The 22,248-nt window shown below is 62.6% G+C and carries 25 protein-coding genes, 1 other RNA gene and 7 pseudogenes; 16 read left to right on the plus strand and 17 right to left on the minus strand.

Features of this window, described 5'->3' with window-relative positions:
- The first annotated feature begins 18 nt into the window (after positions 1 to 18).
- Positions 19 to 453 carry a DUF4383 domain-containing protein gene (locus tag H9L15_RS11275; protein ID WP_187714141.1) on the plus strand — a complete coding sequence of 145 codons (435 nt, stop codon included), beginning with the start codon at positions 19 to 21 and terminating at the stop codon, positions 451 to 453.
- Positions 450 to 1,523 carry a hypothetical protein gene (locus H9L15_RS11280; protein ID WP_187714142.1) on the plus strand — a complete coding sequence of 358 codons (1,074 nt, stop codon included), beginning with the start codon at positions 450 to 452 and terminating at the stop codon, positions 1,521 to 1,523. Before H9L15_RS11275 ends, H9L15_RS11280 begins: the two co-directional genes overlap by 4 nt.
- On the opposite strand, the pseudogene H9L15_RS11285 reads toward H9L15_RS11280, so the two are convergent.
- From H9L15_RS11285 to H9L15_RS11295, 3 genes and pseudogenes are all read right to left on the minus strand, one after another.
- Positions 1,517 to 3,099 (minus strand): annotated as a pseudogene (locus tag H9L15_RS11285) (FAD-binding oxidoreductase). The gene H9L15_RS11280 and the pseudogene H9L15_RS11285 sit on opposite strands and share 7 nt — an antisense overlap.
- Before the next feature lie 100 nt (positions 3,100 to 3,199).
- Complete coding sequence (locus H9L15_RS11290; RefSeq protein ID WP_223276184.1) at positions 3,200 to 3,847, minus strand: alpha/beta hydrolase; 648 nt, start codon at positions 3,845 to 3,847, stop codon at positions 3,200 to 3,202.
- 287 nt (positions 3,848 to 4,134) lie between these two features.
- A pseudogene (locus H9L15_RS11295) lies at positions 4,135 to 4,790 on the minus strand (superoxide dismutase).
- 141 nt (positions 4,791 to 4,931) lie between these two features.
- Here H9L15_RS11295 and H9L15_RS11300 point away from each other — a divergent pair.
- The gene (locus H9L15_RS11300) at positions 4,932 to 5,510 is read left to right on the plus strand and encodes a urate hydroxylase PuuD (protein WP_187714143.1); all 579 of its coding nucleotides are present in this window, start codon (positions 4,932 to 4,934) and stop codon (positions 5,508 to 5,510) included.
- Between the two features lie 16 nt (positions 5,511 to 5,526).
- Here the strand turns inward: H9L15_RS11300 and H9L15_RS11305 are convergent, their stop codons facing one another.
- Positions 5,527 to 6,078, minus strand: a complete 552-nt coding sequence (locus tag H9L15_RS11305; RefSeq protein ID WP_187714144.1) for a tetratricopeptide repeat protein — start codon at positions 6,076 to 6,078, stop codon at positions 5,527 to 5,529.
- A 78-nt stretch (positions 6,079 to 6,156) separates the two neighbouring features.
- Positions 6,157 to 7,175, minus strand: a pseudogene (pspF, locus tag H9L15_RS11310) (phage shock protein operon transcriptional activator).
- Here pspF and H9L15_RS17730 point away from each other — a divergent pair.
- The 10 genes from H9L15_RS17730 to H9L15_RS11355 are packed head-to-tail and all read left to right on the plus strand — an operon-like array spanning position 7,062 to position 10,802.
- Complete coding sequence (locus H9L15_RS17730; RefSeq protein ID WP_223276727.1) at positions 7,062 to 7,352, plus strand: hypothetical protein; 291 nt, start codon at positions 7,062 to 7,064, stop codon at positions 7,350 to 7,352. The pseudogene pspF and the gene H9L15_RS17730 sit on opposite strands and share 114 nt — an antisense overlap.
- 20 nt (positions 7,353 to 7,372) lie before the next feature.
- Positions 7,373 to 8,041: a phage shock protein PspA gene (gene pspA / locus H9L15_RS11315; RefSeq protein WP_187714145.1), complete on the plus strand. Its 669-nt coding sequence runs from the start codon at positions 7,373 to 7,375 to the stop codon at positions 8,039 to 8,041.
- Between the two features lie 3 nt (positions 8,042 to 8,044).
- Positions 8,045 to 8,353 carry an envelope stress response membrane protein PspB gene (pspB, locus tag H9L15_RS11320; protein WP_187714146.1) on the plus strand — a complete coding sequence of 103 codons (309 nt, stop codon included), beginning with the start codon at positions 8,045 to 8,047 and terminating at the stop codon, positions 8,351 to 8,353.
- Between the two features lie 2 nt (positions 8,354 to 8,355).
- On the plus strand, positions 8,356 to 8,745 hold the full coding sequence (gene pspC / locus H9L15_RS11325; protein ID WP_223276186.1) for an envelope stress response membrane protein PspC: 390 nt from the start codon (positions 8,356 to 8,358) through the stop codon (positions 8,743 to 8,745).
- A 25-nt stretch (positions 8,746 to 8,770) separates the two neighbouring features.
- Positions 8,771 to 9,037, plus strand: a complete 267-nt coding sequence (locus H9L15_RS11330; RefSeq protein WP_187714148.1) for a hypothetical protein — start codon at positions 8,771 to 8,773, stop codon at positions 9,035 to 9,037.
- A gap of 17 nt (positions 9,038 to 9,054) precedes the next feature.
- Positions 9,055 to 9,390, plus strand: coding sequence for a hypothetical protein (locus H9L15_RS11335; protein ID WP_187714149.1), 336 nt, complete (start codon positions 9,055 to 9,057; stop codon positions 9,388 to 9,390).
- On the plus strand, positions 9,390 to 9,668 hold the full coding sequence (locus tag H9L15_RS11340; protein ID WP_187714150.1) for a hypothetical protein: 279 nt from the start codon (positions 9,390 to 9,392) through the stop codon (positions 9,666 to 9,668). The genes H9L15_RS11335 and H9L15_RS11340 overlap by 1 nt, the downstream gene beginning before the upstream one ends.
- The gene (locus H9L15_RS11345) at positions 9,665 to 9,907 is read left to right on the plus strand and encodes a hypothetical protein (protein WP_187714151.1); all 243 of its coding nucleotides are present in this window, start codon (positions 9,665 to 9,667) and stop codon (positions 9,905 to 9,907) included. Before H9L15_RS11340 ends, H9L15_RS11345 begins: the two co-directional genes overlap by 4 nt.
- A gap of 38 nt (positions 9,908 to 9,945) precedes the next feature.
- Positions 9,946 to 10,359: a SufE family protein gene (locus tag H9L15_RS11350; RefSeq protein ID WP_187714152.1), complete on the plus strand. Its 414-nt coding sequence runs from the start codon at positions 9,946 to 9,948 to the stop codon at positions 10,357 to 10,359.
- Positions 10,356 to 10,802, plus strand: a complete 447-nt coding sequence (locus H9L15_RS11355; RefSeq protein ID WP_187714153.1) for a PaaI family thioesterase — start codon at positions 10,356 to 10,358, stop codon at positions 10,800 to 10,802. The genes H9L15_RS11350 and H9L15_RS11355 overlap by 4 nt, the downstream gene beginning before the upstream one ends.
- Here the strand turns inward: H9L15_RS11355 and H9L15_RS11360 are convergent.
- The 12 genes and pseudogenes from H9L15_RS11360 to H9L15_RS11405 all read right to left on the minus strand — a co-directional run bounded on the left by H9L15_RS11360 (position 10,799) and on the right by H9L15_RS11405 (position 18,924).
- The gene (locus H9L15_RS11360) at positions 10,799 to 11,338 is read right to left on the minus strand and encodes a J domain-containing protein (RefSeq protein ID WP_187714154.1); all 540 of its coding nucleotides are present in this window, start codon (positions 11,336 to 11,338) and stop codon (positions 10,799 to 10,801) included. The two genes, H9L15_RS11355 and H9L15_RS11360, sit on opposite strands and share 4 nt — an antisense overlap.
- Before the next feature lie 99 nt (positions 11,339 to 11,437).
- Positions 11,438 to 11,809, minus strand: an RNA gene (rnpB, locus tag H9L15_RS11365) — RNase P RNA component class A.
- A 105-nt stretch (positions 11,810 to 11,914) separates the two neighbouring features.
- A pseudogene (locus H9L15_RS19750) lies at positions 11,915 to 12,304 on the minus strand (cupin domain-containing protein); the annotation flags it as partial.
- Between the two features lie 25 nt (positions 12,305 to 12,329).
- Positions 12,330 to 13,037 carry an N-acetylmuramoyl-L-alanine amidase gene (locus tag H9L15_RS11375; protein WP_223276188.1) on the minus strand — a complete coding sequence of 236 codons (708 nt, stop codon included), beginning with the start codon at positions 13,035 to 13,037 and terminating at the stop codon, positions 12,330 to 12,332.
- Positions 13,038 to 13,057: 20 nt separating this feature from the next.
- Positions 13,058 to 13,915, minus strand: coding sequence for a CheR family methyltransferase (locus H9L15_RS11380; RefSeq protein ID WP_223276189.1), 858 nt, complete (start codon positions 13,913 to 13,915; stop codon positions 13,058 to 13,060).
- Positions 13,906 to 15,012 carry a chemotaxis-specific protein-glutamate methyltransferase CheB gene (gene cheB / locus H9L15_RS11385; RefSeq protein ID WP_223276190.1) on the minus strand — a complete coding sequence of 369 codons (1,107 nt, stop codon included), beginning with the start codon at positions 15,010 to 15,012 and terminating at the stop codon, positions 13,906 to 13,908. Before cheB ends, H9L15_RS11380 begins: the two co-directional genes overlap by 10 nt.
- A 10-nt stretch (positions 15,013 to 15,022) precedes the next feature.
- Complete coding sequence (locus H9L15_RS11390; RefSeq protein ID WP_187714155.1) at positions 15,023 to 15,388, minus strand: response regulator; 366 nt, start codon at positions 15,386 to 15,388, stop codon at positions 15,023 to 15,025.
- A gap of 63 nt (positions 15,389 to 15,451) precedes the next feature.
- Complete coding sequence (locus tag H9L15_RS11395; RefSeq protein ID WP_187714156.1) at positions 15,452 to 15,889, minus strand: chemotaxis protein CheW; 438 nt, start codon at positions 15,887 to 15,889, stop codon at positions 15,452 to 15,454.
- Positions 15,889 to 16,629, minus strand: coding sequence for a hypothetical protein (locus tag H9L15_RS19755; protein ID WP_317617505.1), 741 nt, complete (start codon positions 16,627 to 16,629; stop codon positions 15,889 to 15,891). Before H9L15_RS19755 ends, H9L15_RS11395 begins: the two co-directional genes overlap by 1 nt.
- Positions 16,626 to 17,065: pseudogene (locus H9L15_RS19760) on the minus strand (chemotaxis protein CheW). Before H9L15_RS19760 ends, H9L15_RS19755 begins: the two are co-directional and overlap by 4 nt.
- Positions 17,062 to 18,216, minus strand: a complete 1,155-nt coding sequence (locus H9L15_RS19765) for a chemotaxis protein CheA (protein ID WP_317617506.1) — start codon at positions 18,214 to 18,216, stop codon at positions 17,062 to 17,064. The pseudogene H9L15_RS19760 and the gene H9L15_RS19765 overlap by 4 nt, the downstream one beginning before the upstream one ends.
- A gap of 73 nt (positions 18,217 to 18,289) precedes the next feature.
- Positions 18,290 to 18,924, minus strand: a pseudogene (locus tag H9L15_RS11405) (histidine phosphotransferase family protein).
- A 102-nt stretch (positions 18,925 to 19,026) separates the two neighbouring features.
- On the opposite strand from H9L15_RS11405, the gene H9L15_RS11410 reads away from it, so the two are divergent.
- The 3 genes and pseudogenes from H9L15_RS11410 to rpoH all read left to right on the plus strand — a co-directional run bounded on the left by H9L15_RS11410 (position 19,027) and on the right by rpoH (position 22,246).
- Positions 19,027 to 20,292 (plus strand): serine hydrolase domain-containing protein, encoded by a 1,266-nt coding sequence (locus H9L15_RS11410; protein WP_187714157.1) that lies wholly within the window; start codon positions 19,027 to 19,029, stop codon positions 20,290 to 20,292.
- Positions 20,293 to 20,351: 59 nt separating this feature from the next.
- The gene (locus H9L15_RS11415; RefSeq protein WP_187715887.1) at positions 20,352 to 21,287 is read left to right on the plus strand and encodes an RluA family pseudouridine synthase; all 936 of its coding nucleotides are present in this window, start codon (positions 20,352 to 20,354) and stop codon (positions 21,285 to 21,287) included.
- 57 nt (positions 21,288 to 21,344) lie between these two features.
- Positions 21,345 to 22,246: pseudogene (gene rpoH, locus H9L15_RS11420) on the plus strand (RNA polymerase sigma factor RpoH).
- Positions 22,247 to 22,248: the final 2 nt, after the last annotated feature.

A 22,248-nucleotide genomic window follows, 5' to 3' on the forward strand; every position in this document is an offset into this window, starting at 1 on the left:
CAAACTTGGGGGGTAAACATGGAAAAGTTCGTGCGACTGATGGGCTGGGCCTATGCCCTGCTTTTCGTTGGCGTGACGGCACTGGGATACATGCCACCGCTGATGGACCACGACGGCTATTTGTTCGGCCTGTTCAAGCTGCAGTGGTGGGACGACGCCCTTCATCTCGGATCGGGCATCTGGGCGGCCTGGGCGGCCTGGAAATCGTACGATGCGACACGGACCTATTTCCGAATCTTCGGGCCGCTCTACTTCCTGGACGGCGTGTGCGGCCTGCTGACCGGCATGGGCTATCTCGACCTCGGGATCATCCTGCACGGGCCGGCGGACCTGCCGCTGGAGACCCGCATCGCTGCCAACATCCCGCACATCGCCATCGGCGGTTTCGCCATCATCGTCGGCTATCTGATCGCGCGTCGTCGCGGCGCTGGCAGTGAGCCTGCGACTGCGTGAAACGCCACTGGAAAGTTACGCTTTGGACGGGCGGTGTCCTCCTCGCGCTGGTCGCCGTCCCGATCGTCGTCACCGAAACGCGATGTCGAGCTCCGATCGACGGGTTGTCGACCGGCGGCTACCAGGCTCGCTTGGCCGATCCGAAGTGGCGTCGGGATGAATCCCGGACCTGGCTGACCTACCCTGAATGGCACATCGTTTATTCCGCGGAAGAGTTTGGACGACACCTTCAGTCGAAGCCGCCGAGCAGCTACCATTATTTGCGGGACATTGGAGGGTTCTGGCGCGGATTGTGTGCCGTAAACCGGGCGACCGCCGGCGCTGCCCAGACCGACGCCAAGGTGATGCTCTACACGATCGGGACCAGCTTCTCGGCCGAGCTGCTGTTCAAGGCGGCTTATGAGAACACGATCGGGCGGATCTCGGAGTGGATCGGCGGCTACAAAAGCGCCGACGATAAGTTGGCCGCAAAGGTGCAGCAGTCCTACGGCGCTTTCATGCATGAGACGCCTTGGTACGAATACCCGTTTAGCAAGGCACTTTCGGACCTGTGGCGCACTTCCGAGCCCAAGGCCAAGTTCCGGCATTGGGAGCGCCGCTTCGCGCTGAGCAGCGAGTATGGCGTGAAGACGGGGTACGCGAAGCTGATCGGTTTCGCTTCCGGGGCCAGCCTCGGCCGGGACGAGCGAGCATTACGCTTCGTCGTGCAAGGGAATGGGCAAGCGCTTGCGGGCGCGGATCCTCGCTTCAAGGTGACCGGGCATCTCGCCGACGGACTTACGGTCCTTGAGGCGCCTCGATACGCGCAGTTTACCGACCTGCTACTCAAGCTCGCTAACGGTAACGCCGAATTGGTCGAGATCAGCGGGAACGACGACATCTTCCTGACGATCTGGCTGCCGCCTGGAAGGTCGACGGCGTCACTCGGCAAAGAGCTGTTCTCCATCCCGCTCGACGAACCGCGCGGTTGGCGCCGCGTTGGGATCTCGACGAAAGTACACAAACTGCTGCCTGCGATCCGCGCCATCCAGCGGGATGGCGGCAAGGTAGAGCACGTCTACGACTATTGAGCGTTAGCCGACGGCCAGCGCGTAGCGTTCGTACCAGGTGTTGCTGAAAAGGCCGTCCGGGTCCCACTTTCGCTTTGCGGCGAAGACCTCCCGAACCTCGGGATAGGACGCGACCAGCTGCTCCGGCGAATAATAGAGCTGGTAGGGCAGGAAAAACCGGCCGCCCGCGCGCGAGCCAGGTCGATCAGTTCGCTGGTCAGGCGTGCCATCCGGGCATTCCCGTCAGCGTCGGTCCGCTGGTTGAAGTAGAGCACCACCGAATAAGCGGGCGCGGGCGCGTAGGTCAGCCGGTTGTCTTCCTTGCCGACGACCCGCACCGAAGCGTTGAGAAGGTTGGCGTCGTGCTGCCGGACAATGGTCCTGAGACCGTCGATGAAGGGCAGCAGCTGATCGCGAGGAATGAAGTATTCCTGAAGGATATCCGTGTCGTTCTTCAGAGCGTTTCTGAGATATGGGACGCTGTCATGCATTGGGTCGTTGCGCGAAACGAGGCAAGCCTCGCCGTCTTTCATCGCCTGCGCACGCGTGACAGTGCACGCTTCCGCCCGATGCTCGAGGTTCTTTTCCGCCCACCATTTGAAGCTGCGGAAGGCGGTAGATTTCTTGGCCAAGTTGACCGTGAGCCGACGCATCTTGACCGAGCCGACCTCGGCCAGAGGCGCGCGCTCGGCACCGGACTCGTCGGTGTGGTGGTAGGTGTAGATCAGCGCCTCATCGAGCAGCGAACCAGGCGCGGTTGAAATGTGTGTGTACATCAGGCCGACAGACGGATCGGCGATGATCCGGGTCAGCCGGCCGGGCAGGTCCGACGTGGCGATCAGCTCCCGCTCCGATCGGTAGATCGCGTTGGGGACGACATCGATCTCCGCGGACAGGATGATGCCGAACAGGCCGTAGCCCCCGACGATCAGGTCGAAGAGCTCAGGGTTCTCCGTTCGGGAAACAGTCACCACCTGCCCGTCGGCGAGAAGGACGCGAAGCGAGCGGATCGAATCCCGGATGGCCCCGGCCTGATGGTCCATTCCGTGGGCGTTGACTGAAATGGAGCCGCCGACGGTAAAAATATCCGTCGACTGCATCGCCTTGACTGCAAAACGCGGATGGATGGCGTTTTGAATATCGTGCCAGGTTGCCCGGCACCGACAGTAACGGTCGATTTCTCCGGATCGAGCCTGATCGCATTCATCTTGCGCATGTCGAGCATCAGCCCGCCGCGCCGGAAGGCATGGCCGCCCATGCTGTGGCGAACACCGGCGGGGGAAATCGTGAGTCCCTTGGCCTTGGCGTAGGTCAACGCCTGCTGCGCCTCCCGCTCGCTAACCGGAGCGATTACTCCGGCGATTGCGGTTCGGTCTACGCAGCTCGCGTCATTGACCGTCCCGCCTTTCTGCGCCCAGCGCGGCTCGGGCACCTGCTCCTGAACCGCGATCCCATGCGGGGTCGGGACTTCCGGCAGTACGTCGCCGCAGTCCTTTTCGCCATCAGGATCCGCAGCCAAGGGCTCCAGCGCAACGGTCGTTCCAACAGCAGCGACGCCGATGACTGAGGCGCCGATGACGAGCGTCTTGCGCTTCATTCCTTCTCCTTCGTGACCGTCTTCAGGGACTGATCGAGAGCAGCCTGGAAAGCTGCTGGATCCTCGATGTGCGGGATGTGACCGACACCCGACAGGATGGTCAGAGATCGTGCACGGGTGAGTGCCTCAATGCGCTTGCCTTGCGGGAGCGGCGTGACCGTGTCCGCGTCCCCCAGATCAGCGCCACGGGAATCTTGATGGCGCTCAGAGTCGCCGACCGACGGCTCAGCGCACCATCCTGCTTGGTTAACAGGTTGGGAAGCCAGGCGGCATAGGCGGACGTCGAACCTTCGCGCAGCATGGGCTCGCGAAGAACCGGGATCCAACGATGCGCTTGTTCCTTCCGCTCGATCAGTGAGCGCAGAAAGGGCTCTAGCGCGTTGGGGTTCGTCACGATTGCGGACGTCGCGAGCTGCGCAACGGGTTCGGCACGCATGACCTTGGCGACAGGCGCCTCGGTCTTGGGATCGAGCTCACCAAGAGCGGCGTCGACGAGGACCAGGCCCGAACCTGCTCCGGGTGACGCAGTCCCAACTCGGTGACTGCCCCGCCCAAAGCTGTGGCCGACAACGACCGCCGGCTTGCCGAGCACGCCGAGAATGGCCGACAGGCGCTCGGCCTGGGTAATGCGGTCATAGCGAGCGCTCGGATCGCGATCTGACCAACCAAACGGTGGCAGGTCGATGGCAATGACCGCCAGCCCTGCTGCGCCAGGTGATCGGCCACTTCGCTCCAGAAACCGCTCCAAGCCGCGGTGCCGTGCACCAGGACTACGGGAATGCCATCGGCCGGCCCTGCGACTCGAGCGGCGACGTGCCCCGCCGGCGTTGCGAAGTAAGTGGTGCCCGCAGGCGCCGTCGCCTCACCTTCGCGCCAAGCCGCAAGGCCGCGAAGGATCAGCAAAAGAACAAGGATGAATAGGGCTAGCGCAATGAACCCACGGAGCGCGCTTGCACCCATCCGCACAGCCAAAGGCCGTTTCGCCTCACCCGCCCCATGCCATTGGTATGAAACGCGGATGAGGCGTTCGCAAGCCTATGAAATCGCCTCGCTAGACCGGGCTTCCGCGCCCTCCTGATCGGCTCGGTCAGCGCCGTTTCCGTCGAGGTTCTGGGCGACAAAGTCCCAGTTGACGATGTTCGACAGGACCGAGGTCACGAACCGCGGCCGCTCATTGCGATAGTCGATGTAATATGCGTGCTCCCACACATCGAGCGTGAAGAGCGGCACCATGCCGTCGTGGACGAGCGGTGTGTCCGCGTCATGGAGCGAGGTGATCTTCAAGTGATCCCGGTCGAGCACGAGCCAGGCCCAGCCATTCGAGAAGTGGTTCACCGCTTCGTCGCCGAGTTTCTGGAGCAGCGGCTCGACGCCGCCGAACCCATCGTCGATCAGCTGCGCCAAGCGGCCGCTCGGCTGCTGCGCTTCCGGAGTCAGGCACTGCCAGAAGAAGCTGTGATTCCACAGCTGGGCGCTGTTGTTGAAAAGCTTCTTCTCACCACCTCCGCTGGCGTGCCGGATGACCTCGACCAACGATGCGCCCTCTAGCTCGGGCTTCGCGCTGACGAACTCGTTGGTCTTGTTGACGTAGGCGCGGTGATGCTTGCCCAGTGGAATTCGAGCGTCTCCGCCGAGATGTGCGGCACAAGGGCGTCCTTGGCATAGGGAAGTTCGGGCAGCTGGAAGGCCATGGCGGTCTGTCTCCTTCGGGATTTCGCCTGCATAACGATGCTCGGCCCATGTCGCTCCATGGTTCGTCGCACAACCTTGCGACTCACTGTTTCGGGGCCGTAAGAAGGTCTTGGAGCCGTCTGTCGGCGAAGGGGGAAACGATGGGAAAATTCTTTGAGAATCTGAACGGTGTCCTGATCGCGGGGTTGGTGCTGGCCATTCTGATCGTGGTATTTCCGAACAGCGGCTTCCAGAACTCGGTTGGCTCGACCGACTTGTGGCTGGGCGTGTTCCAGTGGCTGCACGTATTCTTCGGCATCACCTGGATCGGCCTGCTGTATTACTTCAACTTCGTGCAGATTCCGACCATGCCCACGGTACCCGCCGAACTGAAACCGGGGGTCACCAAATACATCGCTCCGAAGGCACTCTTCTATTTCCGCTGGGGTGCCGTCTTCACCGTCGTGACCGGCCTGATCCTCGCCTACCTCTACGGCGAGGAAAATGCGTTGCTGCTGAACGACCCATCCAACCGCCTGATCGGCATTGGCATGTGGCTAGCGCTGATCATGGCCTTCAACGTCTGGTTCATCATCTGGCCGAACCAGAAGAAGGCACTTGGGCTCGTCGAGGCGGACGACGCGACGAAGGCGAAGTCGGCCCGCACCGCGATGATCTTCTCGCGGCTGAACACCCTGCTGTCGATCCCGATGCTGCTGGCGATGACCAACATGCACTAGGCACTTGGCGAGCCGTCTACGGGCGGCTCACCTTGTAGCGGGCAAGGTCGCGACGCGGCGCGTCCCAGGCGGGTTTCAGTTGGACGGCCTGCTTCAGGTCCGCATAGGCCGCCTTGACGTTGCCGACGTCTTCCTGAGCCAGCCCGCGGCCGTAGTAAGCAACCTCCGGCAGCTCCGTTCCAAGCTCGATCGCTTTCGAAAAAAGCGGCACGGCCGCTTCGCTGTGACCCGTCCTCAACTGCAGGATCGCCATGTTGAGGTACGGCTCCGATCGCTGCGGATTCATCTGCATGGCAGCGCTGAAATCCGTCTCGGCACGCCCGTAGTCGCTCCGAAGCATGCGAACGATCCCGCGGTTCACGTGAGTCGCCAGGCGATCTTCGTCGGACAAAGCCTGGTCCGAAAAGGCCCGGTCGCAGGTGTTCATCGACTCAAGGGTGACGTTGCGCTGCTCGGCAGCCTTGAAACAACCCTCGGCGAAACTGCCGTCGAGGACTGAAATGCCCGCGGATGCTGGATACGCCAAAGAGCAGGCCACGGCGCCGGCAGCAAGGACTAGTGCTTTCATAAAAGCCTCCTCACCTTGCCGAGGCAGAATACGCCTCTTTGCGCCCGCATTCACTGCAAATTCGACAAACGGTCGGGATCAGGCGCCGTCGGTTTCCAGCAGCTTGTGGCGTTTCAGGGCGTGGCGAAGCTGGTCGTAGCTCAGATTGAGGGCGGCGGCCGTCGCACGCTGGTTGAAGCGATTGGCGGCAAGCGCGTTCTGCAGGAGGGCACGCTCGTAGTCTGACACCGCGGCCCGGAAGTCACTGGTCGATGCTGGCGGAGGTGCCGACGACGGACTTTCCGCGCTCGGAACTGGCTCCTCCGAAACTTTGGCGTCCGTATGCGACGGGTGGGTGACCTGCCCGATCGCCGGTGCCCACGGAGAATGGAATGGATCGAACTGTATGGCGTCGATGTCCCGCTCGGGATCCTCCCAACGATAGACCGCGCGCTCCACCACATTCCTGAGCTCGCGGACGTTTCCCGGCCAATTATAGGCTTCGAGCTCCGCGACGGCCCGGGGAGAAAAGCCCGGCCAGTTGGGCCACTCCAGCTCCACCGCCATCCGCCGACCAAAATGATCCGCCAGCAGCGATATATCTCCCGTCCGTGCGCGCAGCGGCGGGAGGGTCACCACCTCGAACGACAAGCGATCAAGCAAGTCAGCCCGAAAATGACCTTTGTCGACCTGGAGCGGAAGGTTTTCGTTGGTCGCTGCGACGATCCGGACATCGACCGAAATCGGTTTGGACGCTCCTATGCGGGTAATCTCGCCGTACTCCACCGCGCGCAGCAGGCGGTCCTGTGCAGGCATCGACAAGGTTCCGAGTTCGTCGAGGAAGAGCGTTCCGCCGTCCGCCTCTTCGAACCGTCCGTGGCGAGTCTTCGACGCGCCGGTGAAGCTGCCGGCCTCGTGCCCGAACAATTCGGCTTCGATCAGCGTCTCGGGAAGCGCCGCGCAGTTCATCACTACCAGGGGCCCGCCCAGCGCGACGACAAGTGGTGAAGACGTTCGGCGATCAACTCCTTGCCTGTGCCGCGCTCGCCAATGACCAGGACCGGGCGATTAAGGGGCGCCGCACGGCTCGCCCGCTCGACAGCATCGAGAAAGGCCAGGCTCTGCCCGACGAACTGATTTGTCCGCTCCATCGCGCTGATAATTGGTGTCTCGCCCCATCAGTTGGCAAGATATTTCAGTTGAGATATTGGCGAATTTCTGCAGTTTTTCTATTCTTCAGCCATTTCGCGCATTCTGGCACGATCCTTGTATATCTTTTGGCCATACAGGCCTGATTACGATTGCGGAGTTTGAAATGGGTATATTCTCTCGCACGAGGGATATCTTCGCGGCGAACATGACGGAGCTTCTCGACCGGTCCGAAGACCCGGCGAAGATGATCCGCATGATCATCCTCGAAATGGAAGAAACGTTGGTGGAAGTCCGCGCCAGTGCCGCGCGCTCCATTGCCGATGGCAAGGAAATGCGCCGGGCGCTGAAGCGCCTTGAGGAGCTTCAATCGAGCTGGACCGAGAAGGCCGAGCTTGCACTGAGCAAGGACCGCGAGGACCTTGCCAAGGCTGCGCTGATCGAGCGCCAGAAGGCTGCCGACATGGCCGGCGGACTTCGTGCCGAGATCGATCAGATCGACGAGACCCTCAAGACCTACGAAGCGGATATCGCCAAGCTGCAGGGCAAATTGCGCGAGGCGCGTGCCCGGCAAAATGCTATTGCGGCTCGCCTCGAGAGTGCGGTCACGCGTGCCAAGGCCCGTGAGATCATGCACGGCGGACGGACGGAAGATGCCTTCTCGAAGTTCGAGGTGCTGGAACGCCGGGCCGACTTCGCGGAGGGTCGTGCCGATGCGCTCGGCATGACCGGGCCGAAGAGCCTCGAGGAAGAGATTGCCGAATTGCGTGCGTCCGAACAGGTCGACGCAGAACTGGAAGCCATGAAGGCGGCGCTGAAGCGCAAAGGGGATTAGAGAATGGAAGGTGTGATTGGTCCGATCGTCATATGCACGATCCTGTTCATCGGGCTCCCGTGGATCCTGTTCCACTACATCACGAAGTGGAAAACGGCCGCGACGATTACCGGTGCCGATGAGAAGTTGCTGGATGAACTTTACGATCTCGCACGCCGCCTGGACGACAGGCTGTGCTCGATCGAACGGATCATGACTGCCGAGAACCCGAACTGGAAGCAGCAGTGCCTGCCGGACGCAACCGACCGCATCGCTGACGAGCTTAGCCAGGTCCGCAACCGTGGTCGCAGCCGCGCCCGGACAGGAGAATGAACGTGGCGTACCAGCCTCCCAGCCGGACCCGGTTCTACCGGGACAAGCGCAACGGCAAAGTCATGGGCATTTGCGCCGGCATCGCCGACTATACCGGCTTCGACATCAGCCTGGTCCGGATCACGATGATCGCCGCCGTCTTTCTCAGCAGCGGGTCGATCCTGCCGGTTTATTTCATTGCCGGTTGGTTGGTCCCCGAACAGCCGAGGGAGCTCGAAGGCACGGATGTCCAGGAGCGCGAATTCTGGCAGTCGGTTCGGCGGTCACCCGCCCGCACCGCGCGAGATATCCGCCTGCGGTTGAAGGACATCGATCGCCGGCTTGCCGACGTCGAAAGTTACGTCACGACCGAAAACCGTTCGCTTGCTCGGGAAATCGAGCAGCTTCGCTAGTCGTCATCAGGGGTTGGAGGATTTCATGAACCTTGCGGTGCTCATTCCGATTGCGGGCATTGCTGGCGGCGTCGCAATCATGTGGATGTGCTTCAAGTATCTGGAGCTACGGATCACCGACCGCAAAGCGCTCGACGACGTGGCCCGTGAAACTGCCGAGAAGAAGCGGCTGGAGGCGCGCGTCGCCATCCTGGAGCGGATCGTAACGGATCGCGGTATCCAAACCGCCGACCAGATCGACGCCTTGGTGGAACGCGACGCGCTCGACCGTGAATCCGAACAGGTTCGGTAACTAAGGGGAATATGACAATGGACGCAGAGATTTTGTCACTTTTGTCGAACCTGTTCCCGATGATCGCTGTCATCGTGACCGTCGCCGTGGCCGGATGGGTCTTCACGACCTGGCTCAGGATCAAGAACGGCTATCCGCTCGAAACGTCGTGGGGCACGCCGCTCCACCCATCCAACAGCCGCGAGAACGGCGAGCGGATCAAGCTACTGACGAGTGAGAACGCACAACTCCGCGCAGAACTGAGCGCCATCAAGGACCGCCTAGAGACGGTCGAACGGATCGTCACCGACCAACCGCACAGACTCGCTCGCGAAATCGATGCTCTCGCGATCGACAAAGGCGGAAACGCCTGATGAACAGCATCGCCAGCTGGATCTGGGTTCTCATCCCTCTCGCCGCGATCGGAATCGCGCCTTTCAAGATGTGGATTCGGGTCAAGGAAAAGCAGATCGAGGCGCAGACAAGCCTTGCTGCGGAGAAGAGCGCCCAATATGCCGCACACGTCGAGCGCATCGAGGCGCGTCTTCGCGTGCTAGAGCAGATTGTGACCGACCGGGGCGTTGAGACGGCTGCCCAGATCGAGGCCCTGCGTGATGCGCCGCGTCCGGAGATTGGAGAGAAAGTTCGATGAACAACCCCTTCGAGTTTGTTCTCATCATCATCGCGATGGTCTTCCTCTTCGCCTTGCTGAAGCGCCGGATGGAGAACGGTGACGGCCGCGGCCAGGAGCCCGCCGAGGAAAGCCGGGAGAACGCTCGGCTTCGGGACGAGGTTTCGGAACTGAAGGAGCGCATCAAGGTGCTCGAACGGATTACCGTTGAGAAGGAAAACAGCCTCTCGCGAGAGATCGAGGACCTTCGTAACCGGTAGTGGTAGAATGCGTTTCCGTCGCCTGCTAGGCGACGACCGTGACGGACCTCCCGCCGATTCAGGAAATTCTTGACGAATATGAGCTGCTCGATGGCGAGGATCGCTACCGGCTGCTGATCGACCTCGGCCGCAAGCTGGAGCATATGCCCGACGCCCTGAAGACAGACGCGACCAAAGTCCGCGGCTGCTCGGCGAGCGTCTGGGTCTACCCAACGACGGCAGATGGACGACTGCACTTCCTCGCGGACAGCAACGCTGCCATCACCAAGGGAATCGTCGCGCTCGTCCTGTCCGCCGTTCAGGACAAGTCGGCCGAGGACGTCGCCAGCATGGATGTCGCGCAAGCCCTCGCCCCATTCGAACTCAGCAAGCATCTCAGCGCCAGCCGGACGCAAGGCGTGCCCAACATGATCGCGCTAGTCCGCGAAACCGCTCAGCGGCTGGCGGCATGAGCAAGGCGGATTCGGCCGAAGCGGCGGCCCAGTTCGATCCGCGCCGCTTTGTGGAGCTGGCCCGCAAGGTCGGACACGGAAGCGCGTTGGAAATCGACTATCAGGACTCTGGTCCGGACTGGCTGGAGCTCGCGCTGCCCTGGCGGGAAGAGCTTGTCGGCGTTCCGGAGACGGGCGTGCTCGCTTCCGGTGCGATCGTCAGCCTGATCGATACGGCTAGCGGCGGTTCGGTGTGGATGAAACTTGGCCGCTTCGTGCCCATCGTCACGCTCGACCTTCGCCTCGATTATATGCGGCCGGCGCTCAAGGGCGAGACCGTCTTCGCCCGCTGCGAGTGCGTGAAGGTGACGCGGCAAGTCGCCTTCGTGCGTGGCGTCGCCCATGGCGGCGACCCGGCGCATCCGATCGCACAGAGCGCCGCGACCTTCATGGTCAGCCGCTAGGCGGCTTTCCCGGTCTTCCGCTCTTCCGCCTTGCGGAGAACCTCGTAGGCCGCCTGGACCTTTTGAAACTTGTCGGCGGCCTCCCTATTCCCCGCGTTCGTGTCCGGATGATGCTCCTTCGCCAGCCGACGATAGGCGGATTTCACATCCTTGAACTCGGCATCTGGGTCGAGCTCCAGAACATCAAGCGCACGCATCTCGTCCCGGCTGCGCGTGCCATCGCCCGGGCCGGCCCACTGCCATTGAGCGGACTGGCGGAAGGCGGATGCGCCGGACTCCTCTTCCTTCGCGCGTCGAGCAGCCTCTTCCGGGCTGAGGCCGGCAAAGTAGTTCCAGTTCTTGTTATATTCGGCTGCGTGGGGCTCGCAGAAATACCAGCGGTCCTTGCTGTTGGGCGCCTTGGGCGCCGGCCGATCGCCGGCCTCGTTACAGCCCTCGCGGTCGCAGAGCCGAACCTTCGTCGCGCCCCGTGCGGTGGCGCCGTACGCGCGCCAGCGTGGAAATCCCCAGTCGTTCGATCTCTTCTGACCTACCATTCCGACCCCGATAAACGCTGAACGCGCCCCTGCGAAGGCAGGAGCCCAGTCGCTTTTCCAAAAAGAAGCACTGGCCCCCTGCCTGCGCAGGGAAACAGTATTGCCAGAGGGCCTGTAAGCCGGGTTCTGTCCAGCGCATTGCTGCGCCTGTGCGGCCATTCCTCTAGGAGGCGGATTACTCCGCCCCTCAAGCAACCAACCCGGGCGACGAGCCGAAACAAGCTCATATGCCGCCCTATTCGGTCTTGCACCCGGTGGGGTTTTCCGTGCCGGTGACGTTGCCGCCCCGCGGTGCGCTCTTGCCGCACCCTTTCGACCTTACCCGCCCGAGAGCGAGCGGTATCCTTTCTGTGGCACTTTCCCTGAGCCTTGCCGAAGCAGGACCCGCCGGGCGTTACCCGGCACCGTTGTTCCGTGGAGCCCGGACTTTCCTCGCCTTGCTTGCGCAAGCCGCGGCCGCCCGGCCTCTGGCAGGGCTGCATATAGTGCCAAGCGGCTATTTGTTCGAGTCAGTCGCCGATTGGGGATCTTCGTTCCGAGGAGGACCAGGCGTTCGCCGGTAATCCCGAACCAATGCGGCGTGCCCGCAGGGATTAGTACGACGTCGCCAGGTTTCAGCGCCCGCGTCTCTCCTCCCTCGATTTCGCTCCCCTCGAGCAAGGTCGGGTTGGTCGTGACCGGATCGACAAGCCGTCCGCCGGAGATCATGGTTCCGCTCCCGGCAACGACCGTGAAATACTCCGCCTGGTCGGGGTGAACCGCAGGCTTTGCCGGCTTTCGCCAATATTCGAGAGCGGCGACGACTTCGCCGTTCCGTACCAACGGCTTCCACATGAAGCCCTGGTCCGCTGTCATCGACGTGCGCATCGCTTCGACCTGTGCGGTCACATCATCCGCGGACGCAAAAGCAGTCGGACCTGCGGCGGCCTGCGCGAGGAGAGCAGCTGAAAGTAACGCAAGGATCATAGCTCAAAACTCTGACGGAGGTTCGTCACTGCGGCCTCGGCAGCAGCAACGACAGGAGTTTCGCGCGGCATTCGCCGTCGACGATCCCGTCGATCAAGTCCGGCCGGTAACGCCGCTGGAATGCGATCACCGCCTTCTGCTCGTCCGTGACGTCGTAGCCGAACCGCTCAAGCGCGAGGAGGAAGGCGGCGTCGGTCCAGAAGGGATCGATCAGGTCGCGGGTCGGGCTCGGCAAGGCCAGGCGATACCGTGCGAGTGCCTCCCACGGAAATAGCTCGCCCGGGTCTTCCTTCCGGGCGGGAGCAACATCGGAATGACCGACGATGTTGCCGCGCCCGATGCCGTGGCGATCCTTGATGTCGGCGAGCAATGGAATGAGCGACGCCATCTGCTCATCCGGAAAGTTGCGGTACCCGAATTCGTGGCCCGGATTGACCAGCTCGATGCCCACGCTCGCGCTGTTCACGTCGGAAATGCCGCGCCAGCGGGACTTGCCGGCGTGCCAGGCGCGTTTCTCCTCATCGACCAGGCGATAGATGACCCCATCTTCGTCGATCAGGTAGTGACAGGAGACCTTGGCCTCCGGAGAGGTCAGGCGGTTCAGAGCGCCTTCGGCGTCCGGCATTCCGGTGTAATGGAGAACGATCATCGAGACCGGCATCATGCGGTCGTCGAAGTTCGGCGACGGCCTGTCGATCATGTCGAGGTCCATCCACGCAAAGGCGCACAGCATTGGGGGCTAGGTCAAGCCCTTCAGGCTTGCGCGGCCATTCGGCGATCGTCGTTCTTGCGATGGTCCAGCCGATAGAGACCGCGCACCTTGGTGTCGGAAACCAACTTCTTCGTCTGGCCGATGACCGTTTCGCCAGCGCCCAGCATCAGCCAGCCGTCCTCGGCCATCGCGGACGACAGTCGATCGAATGCCTGGGCCTTCTTCTCCGAGCAGAGATAGAGCAGGACATTGCGGCAGAGGATGATGTCGAACCCTCCCGCCGGCTGGGGCGGCAGGTCGAGCAGGTTGTGCACCTGGAACCTAACGTTCCGGCGAAGCGGCTCGATGATCCGCCAGCCATCGCCGCCTTCCTCAAACCAGCGCACGGTCTGGGTGATCGCGAGACCGCGCTGCACCTCGAACTGCGAATAAACCCCAGCGCGAGCGCGATCGATGACGCAACTCGAAACGTCCGTGCCGAGAATATCTACGGTCCAGCCGCGCCATTTGTCGGCCTCGTCGGCGAACATCATCGCCAGTGAATAGGCTTCCTGCCCAGTGGAACAGCCCGCCGACCAGATCCGCAGCCTCTTCTTCGATGCACGCTTTGCCGCGAGCGCCGGCAATGCGTGCCTGGCGAGCGTGTCGAAGGGCGTCCGGTCGCGGAAGAAATAGGTCTCGTTGTTCAGAAGCGCCTCGACCACTTGGCTCGACAGGCCGGGCTCCTTGCCCATGACCAGGATCGTGATGAGTTCGTCGAGTGTCGCGATGCTGCGCTCTCGAAGCAATGCGGAGAGCGCCGTCTCGATCCGCCAGCGACGGCTCATGGTGAGCTGTTGGCCGGTACGCGCCTCCAGCAAGCCGGCAAGGATCCGGCTGGAACTATCGCTTATCTGCAAGCACTGTCTCCCACACGCGACGCAACACGGCGAGCAAGCTTATCCGGTGGCATGATGGCGCACGCGAGGCCGGCCTCGAGGATGGCGCGCGGCATGCCCCAGACGGCGCAACTAGCCTCGTCCTGGGCGAGAACCGAGCCGCCGGCCGCGACCAACTTGGCCGCTCCAAGCGCCCCATCGCGGCCCATGCCCGTCAGCACCACACCGGCGGCGCCGTTCCCGAAGTAAGTGCTGATCGATTCAAACATTGGATCCAGGGAGGGCATGCACCCGGTGGACGATGCGCTTCGATCCAGATGAGCGACTGGTCCATCCAGCCCTTGCTCGACCAGCAAGTGGGCATCACCCGGCGCGATCAGAACGCGATCGGGAAGAAGAGCCATGCCGTCTTCCGCAACCAGCGTTTCGCGCTTTGCGGCGATGCCGAGCTGGCGAGCAAATACCGGCATGAAGGGCGCCGGAAGATGCTGCGTGACCAAAATCGGAATGCCGATCCGCCGCGGCAGAGTCTCAAAGAAGCTGTTGAGTGCGTGAATGCCGCCGGTCGAGGCACCAATGGCGAGCACTTCGATCGGATCGTTCGACATTGCACGGAGCGGCGCGTGAACGATCTTGCTAACTGGAGCGACGGACCGCCGCTGGTCGTCTGCATAGCCGAGTGCCTTCAGCCGCGAGATCAGGACTTCCGAAAAGCGCCCATTGAATCGGCCGGTTCCCGGCTTCGGAAGTGCGTCGGCTGCTCCAAGCGCGAGTGCTGCGACCGTCTCCTCGGCGCCCTCTTCGGCCATCGAGGATACGATCATAATGTGCGCGCCGCTGGCGTTGTCGAGAATGCGTGGGATCGAGCGCAATCCGCCTGCCCCGGGCATTTCCAGATCGAGGAGAATGGTGTCGACGCGGACGGCTTGCAGCGCATCGATCGCGTCTTCCGCGGTTCCAGCCACCGCCGCGAGCTCGAACGAGCCGTCGCTTTCGACCATACGGGACAACACCGACCGTGCGACCATGCTGTCGTCCACGATCATCAGGCGGATCCGGCGCTTCCTGACTGGCGGGACCTGCTGACGATCCCGCGAACTGGCGACCGCCCGCTCCACGGTGCGGGCCTTAGGCTACGCCGACGAGCTGAAGCTTGATGTGCAGCGTCTCTCGGTCGAAGGGCTTCATCACATATTCGTCTGCGCCGGCTTCCAGGGCAGCACGGATGTGCGCCATGTCGTTCTCGGTCGTGCAGAAGACGACCTTGGGCTGGTCGTCGTGCCCGCGCTGGCGAAGCAGGCGCAGGAACTCCATTCCGCTCATCACCGGCATGTTCCAGTCGAGCAAGACCACGTCCGGCATCTTCTCTTCGCAGCGAGAAAGGGCTTCGCGTCCGTCGCCAGCCTCATCAACCTCGAAATTCAGGGTTTCGAGAATGTGCCTTGCGACTTTGCGAATGACCTTCGAGTCATCGACGATCAAACAGCTCTTCATACAACAAACACTTCCCACTGCGGCTTTCGCGAGATGACTTAAACGCTAACGGTAACGAAGAGCTTAAGCAGCTTGCCGCTCGGCGCCGCCGACCAGTGCGGCGATGTCGATCAGCAACCTCGGCCCTTCTTCGGTATCGACCATTCCCTGTGACACGCGCTCCCAGCCGGCTCCCATGGCTGCTCGAACAGCCACCGGCTCAGAGAGCGCCTCGACCACGTCTTCGACGAGATCGACTATGAGCGCGTAATGATGGCCGTCGAGCTCGACGACCGCCGCTTCGCGAATGCCGTCCGAGCAGTCGGTATGGCCCAGTTCCAGCGAGCGCATGCAGTCGATCACCGTCAACACTCGGCTTCGAAGCGCCGAAAGACCTGCGACATGCGGCGCGGCCCGGGGGACGGGGATCAACGTGTCCAGCTCCACCACGGACTCGACGGAGGCCGCAGGAAGAGCGACGCGTTCGCCAGCGATGGTCACGATCAGCAGAAGCTCCGACATCAGCGTTTCCCTGCGCCGGCCGATTTCAGCGCCATCAGAAGCGCCGCGCGGTCGTAGCGATAAATGGTTTCGTCCTTCGACGATGCCGGCTCGGGTTCGGCACGAAGGCGGATTGTGCGAGCCGCGGAGCCTGCCTCAGAAGCGTCGGCTAGGATCGCGAGGTGCGCTTCGACCTCGTCGAGCTCGGAAACCACACGGTAGCCGGCGGCTTCAACGATCGGACGAAGCATGTTCTGCATCCAGGGATCGTCCGAGGGCAGCCGGCAGACGAGCTGTTCGGATGGCTGGACTGCGGATGCGGCGATGTTGGCGAATAGCCAGTGCGGGTCGATCAACTCTGCCGGCTCGCCGGACACAAGGGTGACACCGGATACCTCGCCCGGCGATGCAGCCTGTATGACGTCATTGCCGACCACCGACAGATCGATGACCTCCTGGAAGGCGTAGCCGATCTCGCGCGAGCCGTCGTTCAAGCGGAAGAGGCGGACCTTCTCGCTTGGCAGTTCGCCGTTCACGCCCGACAGCGGAAGGATCGTCTCGCCGAGCTGCACTCGCAATTCCCCGGCTCCGGGCCGAATGGCGCTGGCGGGCACTTCCTCGATCCGGTCGACAACCGCGAGGCGCATGGCTCGACGGCCTCCATCGAGCCCGCGGAAGAGGAGAACAGGCGTTTCCGCGTCGATCGGCGCGGCCGGAGCCTCGACGATACGCGCGGCACGGTCGTGGACTTCGAGTTTCACGCCCCCACCTGGGCGATGCCGGCAGGGTCGAAGAGAAGAATGGGGCTACCGTCATCCGCAAGGGTTGTGCCGGCGTAGAGGCCAGTCGCCATCACTGCAGGAGCGGCAGGCTTCACGACCAGCTCTTCATGATCGTGGATGCGATCGACGGCCAAGGCATAGACGTCGGCGCCGGCCGGCCGGAGCACGACGAGCGAGCGCTCATGCTCGGGATATCGCTTTCGAGGCCGAGGACATCGGAGAGGGCGATCTCCGGCACGCGGCGTCCGCGGATGGTGGCGACCCCTGCCCCGCCAAGCTTCTCGAGGACGACGCTTTCGCCATTCGCGCGGACGATTTCGTCGATTGCCGAGCGCGGAATCGCGAAGTTCTGACCGGCGACGGACACCGTGAGGGCCGGGATGATCGTGAGCGTCAATGGGACGCGCAAAGTCATGCGCGTGCCCACCCGACGGTGCTGTCGACTTCGACGATGCCGCCAATGCGCTCGATGTTCGAACGGACGACGTCCATGCCCACGCCGCGCCCCGAGATCGCTGTCACTTGCTTGGCGGTCGAAAGACCCGCCTCGAAAATGAGAGAAAGCTGTTCGCGATGGCTGAGATCGGCCGCTTCGGCCTTCTCGATGACGCCTGCCGCGATTGCTTTCTCGACGAGCTTCTTGCCATTGATCCCGCGGCCGTCGTCCTGGATGTCGATGAGGATCTGGTTTCCGGACTGGCGTGCAGACACCGACAGGATGCCGATTTCCCGCTTGCCTGCCTTGAGGCGTTCCGCAGGTGTTTCGATGCCGTGATCCACGGCGTTGCGGATGATGTGGGTCAGCGGGTCACGGATCATCTCGATCATCTCGCGATCGAGCTCGACGTCACCACCCTCGATATCGACCAAGACCTGCTTGTTGAGTTCGGCCGACAGGTCGCGGACCATGCGCGGCAAGGCCACGAACAGGTTCTCGATCCGCTGCATACGGGTGCGGGTGATAGCGTCCCGCATCTCGGCGATGATCGAAGACAGGCGTTCGAAAGCTCCGTCGACAGCGACTTCGCTAGTGGTTTCCCGCAGCCGGCGTGCAAGTTCATTGCGGGCGAGCACCATGTCGGAGACACCGCTCATTAGGCGATCAAGCAACTCCACCGAAAGCCGGATCGTGCGCGGCGCTGAGGCCTTGCTCTGGGCCTCCGCAACTGTCGCAGCGACTGGAGCAGTCGTGACTTCGGCCCGCTCTTGAAGAGCGAGGATGAGTGACGTGTCGTCACCCTCCGGCAGCTTCTCACCAGCGTCCAGGGTGGCGATCATTTCGGCAATCTTGTCGATGATCGCCAAGACCGCGCTGACCAGTGCAGGGTCGGCGTGACGGCGGCCGGCTCGGACTTCGGCAAGCGCATCCTCTGCGGCATGGTTCAGCGCCTCGAGCCGCGGGAAGTCGAAGAAGCCGCAATTGCCTTTGACGGTGTGAACGAAGCGAAAGATGGAATCGAGACGCGCACGATCGTCAGGCGAGGCCTCCCAGGCGACGATCTCTCCGCCCAGCGCCTCAAGCATTTCCCGGCATTCGGCAATGAATTCGGAAATCAGATCGTCCATCGCAACGCGGTCCCGCCCCTCTCGGGCCGCTTATGACGATCAGGAGTTAATGCGCCGTTAGCCCTGATGCTTCCTAGTTCCGGGGAACCACGGCGCCGATCATGAGCACCTCGGGCGCCGGTTCCGACAGCCGGATCGACCCGCCGGATTCCTCCGCTAGGGTGGAAGCCAGCCAAGCTCCCGCCGCACGCGGTTCGATCTCGCCACTTGGAACGCCTTTGGTCAGGATTTCACGGAGACCCGCGTCCAGCATGACACGGGGCCCTCACCGCGGATCGCGATTTCCAGTCCTGCACCCGTGGTTTCGGCGCCCACGTCCAGCCTTCCCCGCGCACCAGAGCGTCTCCGGCGATGAGCGCGAGGTTGAGGAGAAGCTTCATTGCGCCTTTCGAGAGCTTCTCGGGAGCAACCATCCAGCCAAGCTCGATCCTTCGCTCGGCCCCAAAAATGCCCTGAAGGGCGACCTTGGCCTCGTTCGCGTCGATTAGCTCGCCAAACCCCCTCCGGCTCCAAACGCGAGACGAAAGAACTTCAGCTTGTTCGCGGTAGCCCGGGCACTGTCGCCAAGGAGCTCCAGGCATTGCGCCCGCATCTCGGGATCCTGCTCGTCAGCGAGCAGCTCGATACCATTGTTGAGTGCCCCACGGGCGACATCAGGTCGTGGCAAAGCCTTGAACACAGGAGGCTGGCGAAATCGACGTCCTTCATGGTCGGCGTGAGTGAACCAGACTTCACCTTCGTGCAAGTTTGCGCATCCGGGAGAACGGCGGCTAGCATGTTGGCGATCCAGCCTGTTGGAGACAATCGCGCGTGAGAAGCCTCGCCTTTGCGGCCGTCGCCGCCACTTTGACACTCAGTTCCGCAATCTCTGCCCCGCCGACGTCGACCGTGACGATCGACAAGGCTCGCATCGACCGCTCACTGCAGGACATGGTCAGCAGCGGCCGCGCCGCTGGAGCATCGGCTCTGGTCTGGAAGGATGGCAAGGAAGCATATTTCGGTACCGCTGGGTATGCGGACCGGGAGGCGAAACGCCCCTTCAGCCGTGACACGCTTGTCCAGATCTTCTCTATGACGAAGCCAGTGAGCGGCGTGGCGTTCATGCAGCTTTGGGAACAGGGCAAGTTCGGCCTGGACGATCCCTTGTCCATGTACCTGCCGGAATTCGCCAACGCCAAGGTGTTCGTGGGCAAGGACACTGCCGGCAATCCAATCCTGGTCGCCCCGCGCCGCCCGATCCTGATCCGCGACATTGTGCGTCACACCGCAGGCTTCGGCTATGGACCGGGCCCAACCTACCCCGAAGAGGCATTCGCGAAGGCCGACCCGCTCAACCTCGCGAATGATCTGCCGGAGTTCGGGCGCCGCCTGGCCACGGTCCCTCTGCTCTACGAACCTGGGACGAAATGGCGTTACAGCGCGGGCGTCGATGTCCAGGCCCTGCTCGTCCAGAAGCTGAGCGGGCAGCCGTATGAAGAGTATGTGCGGCAGCATATCTTCGAGCCGCTCGGGATGAAGGAAACCGGCTGGACGCAGCCGGAGTCGATCCTGCCCCGCCTTGCCGCAGGCTATGCCAAGGGCCCCGACGGAACGCTGCAAAGAAAGTCCGAGGCCGACTTCCGCCACATGAACTTCAATCCGGAGCGTAAGCTCACCATGGGGGGTGCCGGCCTGATTTCGTCCGTCGACGACTTCATGCGTTTTGCTCGGATGCTGGTGAACGGCGGAACCCTGGACGGCGTGCGCATCCTAAAGCCGTCGACGGTAAGGATGATGGCGACCAACGAGCTCGATGCGCGGGTGACCGACCGGCAGTGGCTTCCGGACAAGGGGAACGGCGGCTTCGGCATCGACTTCGCTGTACGCACCGGACAGCCAAAGGACACTCAGGAAAATCGCGGCGCCGTCGGCGAGTTCTTCTGGGACGGCGCCTGGTCAACCCTGTTCTGGGTCGATCCCGCCAACAAGCTGACGGCGGTGTTCTTCGTCCAGAAAGATCCGTTCGACCGGTCTCTCCACCGCGACATCCGGCGGGCAATTTACGGGGACGATTATCTGGGACCGACGGGCGACTGAGCCGAATATTGAAGTGGCGAAAAGAATCCCCATATCCAACACGTGGGGGCCACCAGGTCATCAGCGTCGAGCTTCTGCCGAGCCATTCGGGATGGCGGCTGGACCGCGCGCTTGCCGATGCGCTCCCGACTTTATCTCGCGAACGGCTAAAGGCGCTCATCCGCAGCGGATCGCTGCAGTCGATGGCCTCGGTGGCGGTTCGCGATCCGGCGACCAAGGTCCGCGGGAACGAGGCTTTCCAGCTCACGGTTCCCGAGCCGACGCCGGCGCACAACGTACCTCAGGACATTCCACTGAGGATCGTCTTCGAGGATGAGCATCTGCTGGTCGTCGACAAGCCGGCGGGCCTCGTCGTTCACCCGGCGGCGGGTAACCCGGACGGGACCTTGGTGAATGCCCTGCTCCACCATTGCGGCGGCAGCCTGTCGGGTATCGGCGGCGTCGCCCGGCCGGGGATCGTCCATCGGATCGACAAGGACACTTCAGGACTGCTGGTGGTTGCCAAGACGGACGTGGCCCATGAGGGCTTGGCCAAGCAATTCGCCGTCCACTCGATCGACCGGAGATACCTGGCCATCGTGAAGGGGAGACCGAAGACCTCAGAAGGCACGGTCGATGCCCCGCTCGCGCGGTCTTCGACCAACCGCAAGAAGATCTCGATCGTCGAAGGTGGTCGCGGCAAGAGAGCGGTAACGCACTGGCGCCGCTTGGAATTCCTGCGCGATGCAGCACTCGTCGAGTGCCGACTGGAAACGGGCCGAACCCATCAGGTCCGGGTTCACATGGCCTCGCTCGGGCATCCCTTGCTCGGCGATCCTGTCTACGGCCGTTCGGCAAAGAGTTCTTCCGAGCTGTTGAAAAGGCTTAATTTTCATCGTCAGGCGCTTCACGCGGCGGAGCTTGGATTCGTCCACCCCGTAACGAAGAACCGCTTATCGTTCGCGAGTGGCATGCCAGCGGACATGCAGGAACTGTTCACCGCCCTTTTGGTATAGGAATTAACGTGCCAGGCAGCGTAATAAGCAGCCGGCCCAGGGAGACGTTTGAAGCACATGGCACAAAAGAATGTCGTCTCGATCCCCGCAAGCGGCGGGGAGGCAGGGCTGAATCGCTACCTGTCCGAGATCAAGAAATTTCCGATCCTCGCCCCGGAAGAGGAATACATGCTCGCCAAGCGCTGGCGTGAGCATGGGGACACGGACGCGGCCGCCAAGCTGGTCAACTCGCACCTTCGTCTCGTTGCGAAGATCGCCATGGGCTATCGGGGCTACGGCCTGCCGGTCAGCGAGCTGATCTCCGAAGGCAATATCGGCCTGATGCAGGGCGTAAAGAAGTTCGAGCCCGACCGGGGCTTCCGCCTCGCCACTTATGCGATGTGGTGGATCCGCGCGTCGATCCAGGAATTCATCCTGCGCTCGTGGAGCCTCGTGAAGATGGGCACGACGGCGGCCCAGAAGAAGCTCTTCTTCAATCTCCGCCGGATGAAGAACCAGATCGAGGCGTTCGAAGAGGGGGATCTCAAGCCAGCGGACGTCGCCAAGATCGCCAAGGACCTCGGCGTGACCGAGGAAGAAGTCGTTTCGATGAACCGCCGTATGGGCATGGGCGGCGACACCAGCCTCAATGCCCGCTCGCGAGCACCGAGGGCGAAGGTCAGTGGCAGGATTTCCTCGTCGACGAAGGTCCGCTCCAGGACGAGCGGATCGCCGAGGACCAGGAAAGCCGCGTCCGCCACGACCTTTTGATGGACGCGCTGGAGACGCTCAATGAGCGTGAGAAGTTCATTCTCACCGAGCGCCGCCTGACCGACGAGCCGAAGACGCTCGAAGAGCTGAGCCAGGTCTACGGCGTCAGCCGCGAGCGCATTCGCCAGATCGAGGTGCGCGCTTTCGAAAAGCTGCAGTCGGCGCTGATCCGTCTGGCCGGCGAGAAGAGGCTTCTGCCCGCCGCCTGAGA

Source organism: Sphingomonas daechungensis, from assembly GCF_014489495.1.
Classification (GTDB): Bacteria; Pseudomonadota; Alphaproteobacteria; order Sphingomonadales; family Sphingomonadaceae; genus Sphingomicrobium; species Sphingomicrobium daechungense.